The sequence below is a fragment of the Stenotrophomonas sp. ZAC14A_NAIMI4_1 genome (assembly GCF_003086915.1).
Classification (GTDB): domain Bacteria; phylum Pseudomonadota; class Gammaproteobacteria; order Xanthomonadales; family Xanthomonadaceae; genus Stenotrophomonas.
The window spans coordinates 3,138,689-3,154,049 of record NZ_CP026002.1 but is presented as its reverse complement, the minus strand read 5'-3'; the positions used below and the strand labels follow the sequence as shown (position 1 = coordinate 3,154,049).

12 protein-coding genes and 1 pseudogene are annotated in these 15,361 nt (G+C 67.8%); 10 read left to right on the top strand and 3 right to left on the bottom strand.

The genetic code is table 11. The annotated features are described in order from the left end of the window. Positions 1 to 14: 14 nt before the first annotated feature. Positions 15 to 1,292, bottom strand: a complete 1,278-nt coding sequence (locus C1926_RS14410) for an FAD-binding oxidoreductase (RefSeq protein WP_108759641.1) — start codon at positions 1,290 to 1,292, stop codon at positions 15 to 17. A gap of 161 nt (positions 1,293 to 1,453) precedes the next feature. On the opposite strand from C1926_RS14410, the gene C1926_RS14405 reads away from it, so the two are divergent. The 10 genes from C1926_RS14405 to C1926_RS14360 all read left to right on the top strand — a co-directional run bounded on the left by C1926_RS14405 (position 1,454) and on the right by C1926_RS14360 (position 13,896). Further along, on the top strand, positions 1,454 to 2,215 hold the full coding sequence (locus C1926_RS14405; protein WP_108759640.1) for a gamma-glutamyl-gamma-aminobutyrate hydrolase family protein: 762 nt from the start codon (positions 1,454 to 1,456) through the stop codon (positions 2,213 to 2,215). Next, on the top strand, positions 2,212 to 3,609 hold the full coding sequence (locus C1926_RS14400) for a glutamine synthetase family protein (protein WP_079221322.1): 1,398 nt from the start codon (positions 2,212 to 2,214) through the stop codon (positions 3,607 to 3,609). The genes C1926_RS14405 and C1926_RS14400 overlap by 4 nt, the downstream gene beginning before the upstream one ends. A 94-nt stretch (positions 3,610 to 3,703) precedes the next feature. Further along, positions 3,704 to 4,813, top strand: coding sequence for a polyamine ABC transporter substrate-binding protein (locus C1926_RS14395; protein ID WP_108759639.1), 1,110 nt, complete (start codon positions 3,704 to 3,706; stop codon positions 4,811 to 4,813). A 335-nt stretch (positions 4,814 to 5,148) separates the two neighbouring features. Further along, complete coding sequence (locus C1926_RS14390; protein ID WP_108759638.1) at positions 5,149 to 6,318, top strand: HlyD family secretion protein; 1,170 nt, start codon at positions 5,149 to 5,151, stop codon at positions 6,316 to 6,318. Next, complete coding sequence (locus C1926_RS14385; protein WP_108759637.1) at positions 6,315 to 7,871, top strand: DHA2 family efflux MFS transporter permease subunit; 1,557 nt, start codon at positions 6,315 to 6,317, stop codon at positions 7,869 to 7,871. Before C1926_RS14390 ends, C1926_RS14385 begins: the two co-directional genes overlap by 4 nt. Beyond that, on the top strand, positions 7,871 to 9,412 hold the full coding sequence (locus C1926_RS14380; RefSeq protein WP_108759636.1) for an efflux transporter outer membrane subunit: 1,542 nt from the start codon (positions 7,871 to 7,873) through the stop codon (positions 9,410 to 9,412). Before C1926_RS14385 ends, C1926_RS14380 begins: the two co-directional genes overlap by 1 nt. 129 nt (positions 9,413 to 9,541) lie before the next feature. Further along, entirely contained in the window at positions 9,542 to 10,678 is a 1,137-nt protein-coding gene (gene potA, locus C1926_RS14375; protein WP_079221327.1) for a polyamine ABC transporter ATP-binding protein, read from the top strand. Continuing rightward, positions 10,675 to 11,607, top strand: coding sequence for an ABC transporter permease subunit (locus C1926_RS14370; RefSeq protein ID WP_079221328.1), 933 nt, complete (start codon positions 10,675 to 10,677; stop codon positions 11,605 to 11,607). The genes potA and C1926_RS14370 overlap by 4 nt, the downstream gene beginning before the upstream one ends. Beyond that, positions 11,604 to 12,446, top strand: coding sequence for an ABC transporter permease subunit (locus C1926_RS14365; RefSeq protein ID WP_079221329.1), 843 nt, complete (start codon positions 11,604 to 11,606; stop codon positions 12,444 to 12,446). The genes C1926_RS14370 and C1926_RS14365 overlap by 4 nt, the downstream gene beginning before the upstream one ends. Positions 12,447 to 12,531: 85 nt before the next feature. Next, entirely contained in the window at positions 12,532 to 13,896 is a 1,365-nt protein-coding gene (locus C1926_RS14360; protein ID WP_108759635.1) for an NAD-dependent succinate-semialdehyde dehydrogenase, read from the top strand. A gap of 155 nt (positions 13,897 to 14,051) precedes the next feature. Here the strand turns inward: C1926_RS14360 and C1926_RS14355 are convergent. Continuing rightward, a pseudogene (locus C1926_RS14355) lies at positions 14,052 to 14,204 on the bottom strand (CorA family divalent cation transporter); the annotation flags it as partial. 128 nt (positions 14,205 to 14,332) lie between these two features. After that, positions 14,333 to 15,355 carry a magnesium and cobalt transport protein CorA gene (locus C1926_RS14350; protein ID WP_108759634.1) on the bottom strand — a complete coding sequence of 341 codons (1,023 nt, stop codon included), beginning with the start codon at positions 15,353 to 15,355 and terminating at the stop codon, positions 14,333 to 14,335. Between the last annotated feature and the right edge of the window lie 6 nt (positions 15,356 to 15,361).

Genomic DNA, 15,361 nt, shown 5'->3' with positions numbered 1-15,361 from the left:
CGGCCGCGGCCGTGCTACCACAGTGCGTCGCGCAGCTTGTACCAGGACATCGCCGCCACCAGCAGTGGCATGCGCAGCAGCCGGCCGCCCGGGAACGGCGCGTGCTGCAGGCGCTGGAACACATCCAGGCGTGCGCTCTGTCCGTCGATGGCGGCAGCAATCACTTCGCCCGCCAGGCCGGCGGCGGCCACGCCGTGCCCGGAGAAACCCTGGGCAAAATAAAGGTTGCCGTCCAGCCGGCCCCAGTGCGGGGCACGGTTGCGGGTGATGTCCACATAGCCGCCCCAGACCTGCTCGAGGGCCACGTCGGCCAGCTGCGGGAAGACCTCGTGCATGCGCCGCTGCATCACCCCGCGCAGCCCCGGCGGCGGCAGCGCTGAATAGCTGGCACGGCCACCGAACAGCAGCCGGTGGTCATGGCTGAGGCGGAAGTAATCCAGGGCCCAGGCGGTGTCGGCGACCGCCATGTCGTTGCGGATCAGCTGCCGCGCGCGCTCGGCGCCCAGCGGCGCGCTGGCGCCGACGTAGGTGCCGACCGGCATGACGCGGCACTCCAGTTCCGGCAGCAGCCCCAGCAGCAAGGCGTTGCCAGCCACCACCAGGTGCGCGGCACGTACGCTGCCCTGCGCGGTATGCAGGGTGGCCTGTGCGCCGCGCTGCACGCGGGTGACCGGTGAGTGTTCGTGGATGGCTACGCCGGCTGCGCGGGCGGCATCGGCCAGGCCGCGGGCGTAGGCCAGCGGATGCAGGTGCGCGCTGAGCGGGTCGAACATCGCGGCGCGGTAACGCGGGCTGTCCAGCTGGGCGTGCAGGACGTCGCGCTCCCACCATTGCATGGGGTAATCGTAGTGGCGCTGCAGGTGTTCGCAGCCGGCGCGCAGGTCGCGTTCGTGGCGCGCACGGATCGCCACGCTGGCATGGCCTTCCACCCAGTGGCAGTCGATGCCGTGCCGCGTGATGCGCTGGCGCATCGACTGCACCGCCTCGCGCGACCAGTCGAACAGGTGGCGGGCGTCGTCGCGGCCGAGCTGGCGTTCCAGCTCATCCACCTCGCAGCCGTAGCCCACCAGCGCCTGGCCGCCGTTGCGCCCTGAGGCTCCCCAGCCGATGCGCTGGGCTTCCAGCAGCACCACGCGGTAGCCGCGCAGGGCCAGCTCCAGTGCGGCGGTCAGGCCGGTGTAACCGGCGCCGAGCACGGCCACGTCGGCCTGCACGTCTCCCCGCAACGGCGGCAGCGCGGCCGGCTCGGGCAGGCTGCTGGCGTACCAGCTCGGCGGGAAATCCGCGCTCACGGCAGGCCTCGCGGGCGCGCGATGCAGGGAGAGGGCGGGGGAGGGCGATCACTGTTCACCCGTATAGTCTGGCCGATACGCGCGCGCTGGGGTGTGACGGCGACGACTTGCCGCCTGCGCGCGCCGACGGGTATTTTGGCTCCACGCCAAGGAGTTTCCCCATGCGCCGCCTGCCTTGGGTGGGCCTGCCCACCGACAGCACCGTGCTCGGCCATCACCGTTTCGCGGTGGCTGGGGAAAAGTACGTGCGCGCGCTGGTCGATGCGGCGGCGGTCACTCCGCTGGTGCTGCCCAGCCTGCAGCCGCCGCTGCCGGCCGACGACTGGCTGCAGGGGCTGGATGGCCTGCTGTTGACCGGGGCGGTCAGCAATATCGAACCGCAGCACTATGACGGCGGCCGCAGCTGGCCGGGCAACCTGCACGACCCCGCGCGCGATGGCAACGCCTTTGCCCTGCTGCAGGCCGCGCTGGCGCGGGACCTGCCGGTGCTGGCGATCTGCCGCGGTTTCCAGGAATTGAACGTGGCCCTCGGCGGCAGCCTGCATCAGCAGGTACATGCAGTACCCGGGCTGGCCGACCATCGCGAGGACCCGCAGGCGCCGGTCGAGGTGCAGTATGGCCCGGCGCACGCCGTCAGCCTGGCCCGGGGTGGCTGGCTCGCACAGTGGCAGGGCAGCGAACGGGCACAGGTCAATTCCGTGCATGGGCAGGGCATCGCACGGCTGGCCGATGGCCTGCAGGTGGAGGCGTGGGCCGCTGATGGCCTCGTTGAAGCTGCACGCAGCAGCGACCATTGCTTCGTGCTCGGCGTACAGTGGCACCCGGAGTGGCGTGTCATGCAGGCGCCGTTCTATCACGCTATTTTCCGTGCTTTCGGCCAAGCTTGCCGGCAGTACCAACAGAACCGACTGGATTCCCGATGAGTTCCCGACCTCGCCCGCGCAAGACGGCCACGCCCCCCGCACCGCAGGAAAGCAGCCTGCTGCGCTGGCTGAAGGAGCGGCGCATCACCGAGGTCGAATGCCTGGTGCCGGACATCACCGGCAACGCGCGCGGCAAGATCATCCCCGCCGACAAGTTCTCGCATGACTACGGCACGCGCCTGCCCGAAGGCATCTTCGCGACCACGGTCACCGGCGAATTCCCTGACGATTACTACGACCTGACCTCGCCGTCGGACTCGGACATGATGCTGCGGCCCGACCCGGACACGGTGCGCATGGTGCCGTGGGCGGCCGATGCCACCGCGCAGGTCATCCATGACTGCTACACCAAGACCGGCGAGCCGCATGAACTGGCCCCGCGCAACGTCCTGCGCCGCGTGCTGGCCGCGTACGCCGAACTGGGCCTGCGCCCGGTGGTGGCGCCGGAGCTGGAATTCTTCCTGGTACAGAAGAACACCGACCCGGATTTCCCGCTGCTGCCGCCGGCCGGCCGCTCGGGGCGCCCGGAGACGGCGCGGCAGTCGTATTCGATCGATGCGGTCAACGAATTCGATCCCATCCTCGACCTGATGTACGACTACGCCGATGCGATGAAGCTGGACGTGGACACGCTGATCCACGAATCCGGCGCGGCGCAGCTGGAAGTGAACTTCACCCACGCCGATGCGATGGACCTGGCCGACCAGGTGTTCCTGTTCAAGCGCACCATGCGCGAGGCGGCGATGCGCCACGGCGTGTACGCCACTTTCCTGGCCAAGCCGATGGAGAACGAGCCGGGCAGCGCCATGCACATCCACCAGAGCCTGGTGCGGGTGAGCGACGGCAGCAACGTGTTCACCGGCGAGACCCATGGCGAGGGCGAGTTCAGCCCGGTGTTCGGCCATTACCTGGGCGGGCTGCAGAAGTACGTGCCGCAGGCGATGGCCTTCTTCGCGCCGAACGTCAATTCCTACCGGCGCCTGGTGTTCGGCGAGGTCTCGCCCAGCAACGTGCACTGGGGCTACGACAACCGTACCTGTGGCCTGCGCGTGCCGCTGGACACGCCGGAGAACATGCGGGTGGAAAGCCGCTTCGCCGGCTCCGATGCCAACCCCTACCTGGCGATGGCCGCGACCCTGGCCTGCGGCCTGCTGGGCATCCGCGAGCGGCTGGCCCCGGACGCTCCGGTGACCGGCAGCGCCAAGGAACTGGGCTACAACCTGCCGCGCTCGCTGGGCGAGGCGCTGGACGGGCTGGAACAGTGCGCCGAACTGCAGGCCCTGCTGGGCGAACGCTTCTGCCGGGCCTATATCTCGGTCAAGCGCAAGGAATACGAGACCTTCTTCCGCGTCATCAGCTCCTGGGAGCGCGAGTTCCTGCTGTTGAACGTGTGAAGGGCTGCAATTGATGAACGAGCCGCCGGGGGGTAGGCTGGCACCCGTCGCCGGCCCCGCCGGCCTCCCCCCATTCCGCATTCTGGAGCACCCGATGAAGCTGCGTATCCTCACGCTCGGCCTGGCCTCCGCCATGCTTGCCGCCTGTGGCGGTGGCAACGGTGGCGCGCAGGACAGCCAGGTCCTGAACGTCTACAACTACAGCGATTACATTGCCGAGGACACCATCCCGACCTTCGAGAAGGAGAGCGGGATCAAGGTGACCTACGATGTGTTCGACAGCGACGAGATGGTCGAGACCAAGCTGCTGGCCGGCAACAGCGGCTACGACGTGGTGGTGCCGACGCTGAACTTCTTCGGCCGCCAGATCCAGGCCGGCGTGTTCCTGCCGCTGGACAAGAGCAAGATCCCGAACCTGGCCAACCTGGACCCGTCGGTGATGAAGCGCATCGCCACCCAGGACCCGGACAACAAGTACGGCGTGCCGTACATGATCGGCACCACCGGCATCGGCTACAACGTGGACATGCTGAAGGAGCGTTTCGGCGGCAGCGCCGACATCGCCAACAGCTGGGACCTGATTTTCAAGCCGGAAAACATCAGTAAGATGAAGGACTGCGGCGTGACCATCCTGGACACGCCGGCGGACATGATCCCGATCGCCCTGCATTACCTGGGCCTGGACCCGCACAGCGGCGACCCGGCCGAGCTGCAGAAGGCCGCCGACCTGCTGAAGTCGATCCGTCCGTACGTGCAGAATTTCCACTCCTCGCAGTACGTGGGTTCGCTGGCCAACGGCGGCACCTGCCTGGTGGTGGGCTGGTCGGGTGACATCATCCAGGCCCGCGACCGCGCCGAGGAAGCCAGCAACGGCGTGCACGTGGCCTACTCGATCCCGAAGGAAGGCGCACCGCAGTGGTTCGACATGCTGGCGATTCCGAAGGACGCCAAGCACCCGGAAGCGGCCTACAAGTTCATCAACTACCTGCTGGAACCGAAGGTCGCCGCGGCCAACACCAATTTCATCCACTACGCCAACCCGGTGCCGACCGCGACCCCGCTGGTGGACGAAGCCATCCGCACCGACCCGACCATCTACCCGCCGGCCGACGTGGCTGAAAAGATGTTCACCTACTCGATCAACACCCCGGAAACCGACAAGCTCTACACCCGCCTGTGGACCGAAGTGAAGACCGGCAAGTAAGTGAGGGCCGACCAACGGTCGGCCTCCACCAAGCAGAAAAACGGAGGCCAACGGCCTCCGTTTTTTTTTTGCTTTTGCTTCCGCTCTGCCGTTGACCTCCTGTCCGCCGCCGGGGAGCTGAAGGGCAGGGAGGCCGGGTGGGGCGGCAGGACCGCAGGCGCCATGGATGGCGCCTACGAGCCCCCAAGGATGGGTTTACGGCGTGTCCTGACGCCCCACCCGGCCTCCCTGCCGCACGGATACGCCACACCGCAGAGCGACAAACGCTTTCACCTCACCTCCGCACCCCTTCCCCTACCGTCCCGTATGGCACCGACCACCGCCACGACGAGACAATGACCGACCACCCCCAGCGCACCGACGCCCCCACCGACGAAGACGCCTCCACCAAAGAGGACAAGCCTTCGCCGCTGAAGAACCCCAAGGTCCGCTGGACCCTGGCCCTCATCGGCATCGTCGTGGTCATCGCGCTGGTCGCCTGGCTCGTCTACCACCTGCTGGTCGGCCGCTACCTGCAGGACACCAACAACGCCTACCTGCAGGCCGACGCCGTGGCCGTCGCACCGCGCATCAACGGCTACGTCACCGAAGTGCTGGTGCAGGACAACCAGTGGGTCAAGGCCGGCGAACCGCTGCTGCGCATCGACCCGCGCACTTACCGCGCCACCCTGGACCAGGCCGAGGCGGTGATCGCCGTGCGCGAAGCCGATATCGCCGCCGCCGCCGCCGGCGTGCAGGGCCAGCAGTCCAGCCTGCTGCAGGCGCGCACCCAGCTCACCGCCGCCACGGCCTCGCTGCGCTTCGGCAAGGCCGAGCTGGCCCGTTTCACCCCGCTGGCCGCCAGTGGCGCCGACACCCACGAACACGTGGAAAGCCTGCGCCACGACGTCGAACGCGCGCAGGCCCAGTACGACGCGGCGAAGGCGCAGATCCAGGGCGCGCAGAGCCAGATCGAGGCCAGCCAGGCGCAGCTGGAACAGGCCCAGGCCGGGCTCAAGCAGGCGCAGGCTGATGCGGCGCAGGCACGGGTCGCCTTCGAGGACACCGAGCTGCGCGCGCGCATCGACGGGCGCGTTGGCAACAAGACCGTGCAGGTGGGCCAGTTCGTTGCTGCCGGCACCCGCACCATGACCATCGTGCCGGTCGAATCGCTGTACCTCAGCGCCAATTTCAAGGAAACCCAGGTGGGGTTGATGCGCGCCGGACAGCCCGCCGAGATCAAGGTCGATGCGCTGCCGGGCACCACCCTGCACGGCACGGTGGAAAGCATCTCGCCGGGCACCGGCTCGCAGTTCGCGCTGCTGCCGCCGCAGAACGCCACCGGTAACTTCACCAAGGTCGTGCAGCGCGTGCCGGTACGCATCCGTGTCGATGCCGGAGCCGAGGCGCGCAAGGTGCTGGTGCCGGGCATGTCGGTGGAAGTGACGGTCGATACGCGCAATGCCAAGGACGCGCGCGAGCGCACCCGCGACGAGGCCGAGGCCACGGCCGCACCGGCGCGATGAACGCCACCACCGCTCCCGCAGCACCCGCCGCCGGAGGCAAGGCCGATGCCGGTGCGTGGCTGGCCGTGGCGGCCGGCACCATCGGCTCGTTCATGGCCACGCTGGACATCTCCATCGTCAACGCGGCGCTGCCCACCATCCAGGGCGAAGTCGGCGCCAGCGGCACCGAGGGCACCTGGATCTCCACCGCCTTCCTGGTCTCGGAAATCGTGATGATTCCGCTGACCGGCTGGTTCGTGCGCACGCTGGGCCTGCGCACCTTCCTGCTGATCTGCGCCACGCTGTTCACCGCGTTTTCGGTGATGTGCGGCCTGGCCGATTCGCTGCCGATGATGATCGCTGGCCGGGTAGGGCAGGGCTTTGCCGGTGGTGCGCTGATCCCCACGGCGCTGACCATCGTCGGCACGCGGCTGCCACCGAAGCAGCAGCCGCTGGGCACCGCGCTGTTCGGCATGACCGTCATCCTCGGCCCGGTGATCGGCCCGCTGCTGGGCGGCTGGCTGACCGAGAACGTCAGCTGGCACTACGCGTTTTTCATCAACGTGCCGATCTGCGCCGGCCTGGTCGCCCTGCTGCTGCTCGGCCTGCCGCATGAGAAATCGAACTGGGGCGGGCTGCTGCGCGCCGACTGGCTGGGCATCCTCGGCATGACCGCCGGGCTGTCCGCGCTGACCGTGGTGCTGGAAGACGGCCAGCGCGAGCGCTGGTTCGAATCGACCATGATCGTGGTGCTCAGCCTCGTCTCGCTGCTGGGTTTCGCCCTGCTGGCGCTTTCGCAGTTCACCAGCAAGGCGCCGGTCATCCGCCTCAACATCCTGTTCCAGCGCAGTTTCGGCGCGGTGTTCGTGATGGTGATGGCGGTGGGCATGATCCTGTTCGGGGTCATGTACATGATCCCGCAGTTCCTGGCGATCATCGCCGGCTACAACACCGAGCAGGCCGGCTACGTGCTGCTGCTGGCAGGCCTGCCAACCATCCTGCTGATGCCGTTGATGCCGAAGATGCTGGAAACGGTGGACGTGCGCATCATGGTGTTCGGCGGCATGCTGTGCTTCGCCGCCGCCTGCTTCGTCAACCTGGGGCTGACGCCGGACAGCATCGGCCCGCACTTCGTCATCGGCCAGCTGCTGCAGGGCTGCGGCCTGGCGCTGGCGATGATGGCCCTGAACCAGGCGGCCATCACCTCGGTGCCGCGCGAATACACCAGCGATGCCTCGGGCCTGTTCAACGCCGCGCGCAACCTCGGCGGCTCGATCGGGCTGGCCATCATTTCCACCTTCCAGGAACGCCGCGCCACCCTGCACATCGATGCGATCGGCAGCAGCGTCACCGCCAACTCGACCGTGGCCCAGGATGCGCTGCACGCCTATGGCCAGCAGCTGGGCGACGCGACGCAGGCAATGGCGGTGCTGGCGCAGACCGTGCAGCTGCAGGCGATGGTGATGGCCTACAACGACCTGTTCTGGATCTTTGGCCTGATCGTGGTGGCGACCCTGCCCCTGGTCTTCCTGCTCAAGCCCCTGCCCAAGGGCGTTCCATTGGCGATGCACTGATGACTTCGACGACGCTCACCGCTTCCCTCCGCCTGCACCGGCTGTGGCCGGCCACGCTGCCGCTGCTGCTGGCCGGTTGCATGCTCGGGCCGGATTACGTGAAGCCGGACGTGGCCACCGGCGCCACCGCGCAGGCCCGGCTGCCGCGAGCAGCGCAGGCCGGCGTGCAGCCAGCCACGCCGCCCAGCCAGTGGTGGCGCGCACTGAACGATCCGCTGCTGGACCAGCTGGTGGACGAGGCGCTGCGCAACAGCCCCAACCTGCGCGCGGCGCAGGCCAAGCTGCTGGCCTCGCGCGCGCTGCAGCGCCAGCGCCGCGCCGAGCAGCTGCCCAGCGTGGGCGCGGCCGCGGGCTATGCCAACGTCAAGGCGCCTGATTCCCTGGCAAACAGCGTGCGTGGCCTCGGCGAGAACATCGCGGGCGTGGCCGAGGCCAACGGTCGCCCGCAGGAGGCGGCGCAGCTGCGCCAGCAGTTTGCCGATATCGATCTGGATACCGAGCTGTACGTGGCCGGCTTCGATGCCAGCTGGGAGCTGGATCTGTTCGGCCGCCGTCGTCGCGCGGCCGAACAGGCCGCCGCCGAAGCCGAGGCCAATGCGGCGGCGCTGGCCGATGCGCAGGTGCAGTTGGCGGCCGAGCTGGCGCAGGTCTACCTGGGCTACCGCAGCAGCCGCGAGCGCATCGCGCTGGCAGAGGACAACCTGCGCGCGGCCGATGACAGCCTGCAGCTGACCCGCCAGCGCCGCCAGCGCGGGGCCGATTCGGACCTGCAGGTCGAGCGCGCGCAGGCCCAGCTGCAACAGCAGCAGGCCGCGCTGCCACCGCTGCAGGCGCAGGCGGATGAGGCCCGCGATGTGCTGGCCCTGATGATCGGCCGCGAGCCGGGCGCGCTGGATGCGCGGCTGGCCGCGGACCAGGCGCTGCCGGCGTTGCCGGCCAGCGTGCCGGTGGATGATGCCGGTGCGCTGATCCAGCGACGCCCGGATGTACGCAAAGCCGAGCGCGAGCTGGCGGCCTCCTCGGCGCAGATCGGCCAGGCGATTTCAGCCTACTTCCCGCAGGTGACCCTGCTGGGCACCATCGGTGCCGGGGCCACGTCGGTGTCCGATCTGGGGCCGGATTCGGCGGCCACCATCGTCGCCCCCTTCCTGCGCTGGTCGCTGTTCGATTTCGGGGTGAACAAGGCGCGCGTAGCCCAGGCCCGGGCCGGCAACGAGGCGCGGCTGGCGGCCTACGAAGGCACGGTGCTGGCCGCGCTGCAGGACGCCAACACCGCCTTGGCACGCTTCGGTGCCGCCCGTCAGCAGCTGCAGGCCAGCGTCCGGGCCGAGGCCTCGGCGGACCGCTCGCTGGCGCTGATGAACCAGCGCCGGCAGGCGGGTGCCACCTCGCAGATCGACCTGCTGGACGTGCAACGCCAGCGCCTGCAGGCGCAGGATGCCGCCGCCCAGGCGCGCCTGCAGCTGTTGGTGCGCTACGTGGGCCTGCAGAAGAGCCTGGGCCTGGGCTGGCAGGACGCCCCGCCGGTGGCCGCGCGGTGATGCGTTCCGCCGGGCCATGCCCCCACGGGCCCTCCGGCCCGGTAGGTGCCGACCGTTGGTCGGCACGCATTTGCGCCCCCCGGCCGGTAGAATGGCCGCCGCTGTCCACCGCCCGCTCCCGGAGCCCCCATGCCCGTTGAAGCCCAGCCGGAAGCCGCCGTCGTCGATGCGAACGGTGCGCCCGGCTATCTTTCCATTCGTGACCTGCGCAAGGAATTCGACGGTTTCGTCGCCGTCGACGACGTCAACCTGGACGTGCGCAAGGGCGAGATCTTTGCCCTGCTCGGTGGCTCGGGCAGCGGCAAATCGACCCTGCTGCGCTGCCTGGGTGGCTTCGAGACGCCCACCAAGGGCAGCATCACCCTCGATGGCCAGCGCCTGGACGCGCTGCCGCCGTACCAGCGGCCGGTCAACATGATGTTCCAGTCCTACGCCCTGTTCCCGCACATGACGGTCGAGCAGAACATCGCCTTCGGCCTGAAGCAGGATGGCCTGGCCAAGGATGCAATCAGCCGTCGCGTGGGCGAAATGCTGGACCTCGTGCAGATGGCGCACCTGGGCAAGCGCAAGCCGCACCAGCTGTCCGGCGGCCAGCAGCAGCGCGTGGCGCTGGCACGGTCGCTGGCCAAGGGCCCCAAGCTGCTGCTGCTGGACGAACCGATGGGCGCGCTGGACAAGAAGCTGCGCTCGCAGATGCAGCTGGAACTGGTCAGCATCATCGAATCCTCCGGCGTGACCTGCGTGATGGTCACCCACGACCAGGAAGAGGCCATGACCATGGCCACCCGCATCGCGGTGATGGATGCCGGCTGGATCCAGCAGGTCGGCAAGCCCGATGAGGTCTACGAGCAGCCCGCCAACCGTTTCGTTGCCGGCTTCATCGGCTCGGTCAACCTGTTTGAAGGGGTCATCGACGAGGACCTGCCCGAGTACGTGACCGTGCGCTCGCCGCTGTTCCCGGCGCCGGTCTACATCGCCCACGGCATCACCTGCTACGAAGGGCAGCCGGTCGCGTTCGCGCTGCGCCCGGAAAAGGTCATGATCGGCAAGGACGAGCCGGACGCGCCGACCAACAAGGCGCAGGGCGTGATCGAGGACATCGCCTATTTCGGCAGCCATTCGGTCTACCACGTGCGCCTGCCCAGCGGTGCCAAGGTACTGGCCAACTTCGCCAACTCGCAGCGCTGGGCCAGTGATGGCCTGACCTGGGGCGACCAGGTGTGGGTGCACTGGCGTGACAACGACGGCGTGGTGCTGACCTCATGAGCGCGGCGGGCCTGAAGCGCTGGCTGCCGGGCACGCGTGCCACGGTCATCGGCATTCCCTACCTGTGGCTGCTGCTGTTCTTCGCGGTGCCGTTCCTGATCGTGCTGATGATCAGCTTCTCGCACAGCCGGGTCGGCTCGCCGCCGTACACCTGGCTGCTGCAGTACGTCGATGGCGCGTTCTCGCTGAAGCTCAACCTCGAGAACTACCTTGCGCTGTTCCGCGATTCGATCTACGCCCAGGCGTTCCTCAGCTCGATCAAGATCGCGGCCATCTCCACCTTCCTCACCCTGCTGATCGGCTACCCGATGGCCTATGCCATCGCCCGCCTGTCGCCGGCCGCGCGCAACGTGGCGATGATGCTGGTGGTGCTGCCGTCGTGGACCTCGTTCCTGATCCGCGTGTATGCGTGGAAGGCGATCCTGGACCGCAACGGCCTGCTCGACCAGTTCCTGCAGTTCACCGGCCTGCAATCGCTGATGACCAGCATGGGCCTGCCCAAGCTGCAGCTGATCGACACCCCGACCGCGGCCTACATCGGCATCGTTTACTGCTATCTGCCCTTCATGGTGCTGCCGCTGTACGCCAACCTGGTCAAGCATGACAACCGCCTGCTGGAAGCGGCCTACGATCTCGGCGCCAAGCCCTGGCAGGCCTTCCTGCGCATCACCCTGCCGTTGTCCAAGGCCGGCATCATCGCCGGCTGCATGCTGGTGATGATCCCGGCGGTGGGTGAATTCGTGATCCCGGAAATGCTCGGTGGCTCGGAGACGCTGATGGTCGGCCGCCAGCTGTGGAACGAGTTCTTCAACAACCGCAACTGGCCGGGCGCTTCGGCCATGGCGGTGGCGATGATCCTGCTGCTGCTGGTGCCCATCCTCTGGTTCAACCGATCCCAGCAGCGCCTGCTGGAAGGGAAGCAGGCATGAGCCCGCGTAGCGCAAAAGGCCTGGGCCTGGGCGTGCTGGTGCTCGGCTTCGCCTTCCTGTACCTGCCGATCCTGTTGTTGATGTTCTATTCGTTCAACAGCTCGCGGCTGGCGATGGTCTGGGCCGGGTTCTCCACCCGCGCCTACAGCGATCTGTTCGCCGACCGCGCGTTGATGGATGCGATGTGGACCAGCCTGGTCGTGGCGTTCTGGACCGCCTGCACCGCCACCGTGCTGGGCACGCTGGCGGCGATGGTGATGACCCGCTTCCGCCGCTTCCGTGGCAAGCAGGTGTTCGGTGCGCTGGTCACCGCGCCACTGGTCATGCCCGATGTCATCCTGGGCTTCTCGCTGATGGCCCTGCTGGCCTCGATGGGCGCCATTCCCGGCTTCCCCGCGCGCGGCCTGGCCACCATCTGGATCGCCCACGTCACCTTCACCCTGTGCTTCGTCACCGTGGTGGTGTCCTCGCGCCTGCAGGAAATGGATCTCTCGCTGGAAGAAGCGGCGATGGATCTCGGCGCCAGCCGGCTGACGGTGTTCGGCCGCATCACCCTGCCGATCATCGCCCCGGCACTGGTGGCCGGCTGGCTGCTGGCCTTTACCCTGTCGCTGGATGACGTGGTGGTCGCCAGTTTCGTCGCCACCCCGGGCTCGACCACGTTGCCGATGAAGGTGTTCGCCTCGGTGCGCATGGGCATCAGCCCGAAGATCAACGCGCTGGCAACCCTGCTGGTGTCGGCGGTGTCGGTGGCCGCGGTGATCGGCTGGTACATCAACGCGCGCGCCGAAAAGCGCCGCCAGCGCGACCTGCAGCTGGCCCGCCAGGACAACGGCTGAGGCCCGCACGCCGCCGCCATGCGGCGGCAACACCCGGCTCACGGGATCGGGCGCACACTGGGGATCTGCCTGATGGAGATCCCCCATGACCGTCGAAATCGTCAACCCGGCCACCGGCCTGGTCACCTACCGCCATGAACTGCTCGGCGCGGCCGACATCGAGCAGCGCCTGCAGGCCGCTGCCGACGCGTTCCCGGCGTGGGCAGAGCGCTCGCTGCAGGATCGCGGCGCCATCCTCAAAAGCATCGCCGCCCAGCTGCGCGCACGCCGCGACGATCTGCAGCAGGCGATGACCGGCGAGATGGGCAAGCTGAAGGCCGAGGCGCTGGCCGAGGTCGACAAGTGCGCGGCCGCCTGCGAGTTCTATGCCGGCCACGCTGCCGATTACCTGAAGCCGCAGATCATCGACACCGAGGCGCAGCGCAGCTATGTGCGCTATGAGCCGATCGGCTGCGTGTTCGCGGTGATGCCGTGGAATTTCCCGATCTGGCAGGTGTTCCGTTTCCTCGCGCCGGCGTTCATGGCCGGCAACGTCGCCCTGCTCAAGCACGCCAGCAACGTGCCGCAGTGCGCCGACCTGATCCTGGCCGTGTGTCGTGACGGCGGCCTGCCGGCGGGTGTGTTCGATGTGCTGCATATCAACAACGACCAGGCGGCCGATGTGCTGCGCGATGCGCGGGTGAAGGCGGTGACCCTGACCGGCAGCGAGCGGGCAGGGCGTTCGATTGCCTCCAACGCCGGCAGCCAGCTGAAGAAATCAGTGATGGAGCTGGGCGGCAGCGATGCCTTCGTCGTGCTCGACGATGCCGACCTGGACAAGACCGTCACCGCCGCGGTGAAGTCGCGCTTCGACAACAGCGGGCAGACCTGCATCGCGGCCAAGCGCTTCATCGTGGTCGATGCCGTGGCCGATGCCTTCACCGACCGCTTCGTCGAGGCCGCCGGCCAGCGCCAGTATGGTGATCCGAACGAGCGTGGCACCACGCTGGCGCCGATGGCGCGTGCCGACCTGCGCGATGAACTGCACAAGCAGGTACAGGCCAGCGTGGCCAAGGGCGCGCGCGTGCGGGTGGGTGGCGAACCGATTGCCGGCACGCACGCGGGCTACCCGGCTACGGTGCTCGACCAGGTCGGGCCGGGCATGCCGGCCTATGACGAGGAACTGTTCGGGCCGGTGGCCGCGGTGATCCGGGTCAAGGACGAAGCCGAGGCCCTGCGCGTGGCCAACGACACCCGCTTCGGCCTGGGCGGCAGCGTGTGGACCGCCGACGTGGTGCGCGGCGAGCGCTTCGCCCAGCGCATGGAATGCGGCGCGGCGTTCGTCAACGCCATCGTCAAGAGTGATGCGCGCCTGCCGTTCGGCGGCAGCAAGGAGTCGGGCTTCGGCCGCGAACTGGCCGACCACGGCATCCATGAGTTCATGAACATCAAGACCGTCTACGTCGCCTGATCCCGCTTCTGTAGAGTCGAGCCATGCTCGACTGCTCTACGCTCTCGTAGAGTCGAGCTTGCTCGACTGCTTTGGCAGGCATCAGTCGAGCAAGCTCGACTCTACGCAACGCCTCGTACAGCAGTCGAGCATGGCTCGACTCTACAAAAAGCGCCCTACAGCCATCTGGCGCGCTTGAACAACCGGTACAACCCCACGCACACCGCGGCCACGCCTACGATCATCAACGGGTAGGACCACGGCTGGTTGAGCTCGGGCATGTGGCTGAAATTCATGCCGTACCAGCTGGTGATCAGCGTCGGCGCGGCTCGACTGCTCTACGCTCTCGTAGAGTCGAGCTTGCTCGACTGCTTTGGCAGGCATCAGTCGAGCAAGCTCGACTCTACGCAACGCCTCGTACAGTAGTCGAGCATGGCTCGACTCTACAAAAAGCGCCCTACAGCCATCTGGCGCGCTTGAACAACCGGTACAGGCCCACGCACACCGCGGCCACGCCGACGATCATCAACGGGTAGGACCACGGCTGGTTGAGCTCGGGCATGTGGCTGAAATTCATGCCGTACCAGCTGGTGATCAGCGTCGGCGCGGCCAGCAGTGCCGCCCACGCACCCAGTCGCTTCACCGTCTCACCCTGTGCCAGCGTCACCAGCGACAGGTTCACGCTCAGGGCCGTGCCCAGCATCTCGCGCAGCGTGTCGATCACATCGCTGATGCGCGCGGCGTGGTCGTGCACGTCACGCACGTACAGCTTCACTTCGTCGGGAATCAGGTCGCCCTGGTAGCGGCGCAGCTGCGCCAGCACGTCCTGCAGCGGCGCCACCGCCATGCGCATCTTGTTCAGTTCGCGCTTGAGTTCGTACAGGCGCGTCACCGTGCTGCGCTTGTAGGTCTCGGCGAAGATGTCCTTCTCCAGCAGGTCCAGCGTGTCGCGGAAGCGGGTGGTGATCGGCAGGTAGTTGTCCACCACGAAATCGGCCACCGCGTACAGGCAGTAGGACGCGCCCATCTTCAGCAGCTGCGGTTCGCGTTCCACCCGCGCGCGCACCGGTGCATACGACAGCGATGCGCCGTGGCGTACCGTCACCAGGAAGCGTGGCCCGAGGAAGGCGTGCGTTTCGCCATACTGGATGCGCTCGTCGACCATCTGCGCGGTGGTCATCACCACGAACAGCGAGTTGCCGTAGGCCTCGGCCTTGGGCCGCTGGTGCGCGTTGCGCGCGTCCTCGATGGCCAGGTCATGCAGGCAGAATTCTTCCTGCAGTTTCAGCAGCACGTCGTCGTTGGGGTCGAACAGGCCGACCCAGACGAAACCGTTGCCACTGGCGATCACGTCGCTGATGGCATCCAGGCTGATGTCGTGGCGCTTGCCCTGGTCATCGTAGTGGACGCAGTTGATGACGCAGGCGGGGTTGTTCGATGCGGGGGCGGAAGCGGAGGCGGGCAATGACATGCCCGCCATCCTGCG

Excerpts from the sequence above, each read along its gene's own strand:
- C1926_RS14405 (WP_108759640.1), top strand. The coding sequence starts at position 1,454 with ATGCGCCGCCTGCCTTGGGTGGGCCTGCCCACCGACAGCACCGTGCTC.
- C1926_RS14400 (WP_079221322.1), top strand. The coding sequence starts at position 2,212 with ATGAGTTCCCGACCTCGCCCGCGCAAGACGGCCACGCCCCCCGCACCG.
- C1926_RS14395 (WP_108759639.1), top strand. The coding sequence starts at position 3,704 with ATGAAGCTGCGTATCCTCACGCTCGGCCTGGCCTCCGCCATGCTTGCC.
- C1926_RS14390 (WP_108759638.1), top strand. The coding sequence starts at position 5,149 with ATGACCGACCACCCCCAGCGCACCGACGCCCCCACCGACGAAGACGCC.
- C1926_RS14385 (WP_108759637.1), top strand. The coding sequence starts at position 6,315 with ATGAACGCCACCACCGCTCCCGCAGCACCCGCCGCCGGAGGCAAGGCC.
- C1926_RS14380 (WP_108759636.1), top strand. The coding sequence starts at position 7,871 with ATGACTTCGACGACGCTCACCGCTTCCCTCCGCCTGCACCGGCTGTGG.
- potA (WP_079221327.1), top strand. The coding sequence starts at position 9,542 with ATGCCCGTTGAAGCCCAGCCGGAAGCCGCCGTCGTCGATGCGAACGGT.
- C1926_RS14370 (WP_079221328.1), top strand. The coding sequence starts at position 10,675 with ATGAGCGCGGCGGGCCTGAAGCGCTGGCTGCCGGGCACGCGTGCCACG.
- C1926_RS14365 (WP_079221329.1), top strand. The coding sequence starts at position 11,604 with ATGAGCCCGCGTAGCGCAAAAGGCCTGGGCCTGGGCGTGCTGGTGCTC.
- C1926_RS14360 (WP_108759635.1), top strand. The coding sequence starts at position 12,532 with ATGACCGTCGAAATCGTCAACCCGGCCACCGGCCTGGTCACCTACCGC.
- C1926_RS14350 (WP_108759634.1), bottom strand. The coding sequence starts at position 15,355 with ATGGCGGGCATGTCATTGCCCGCCTCCGCTTCCGCCCCCGCATCGAAC.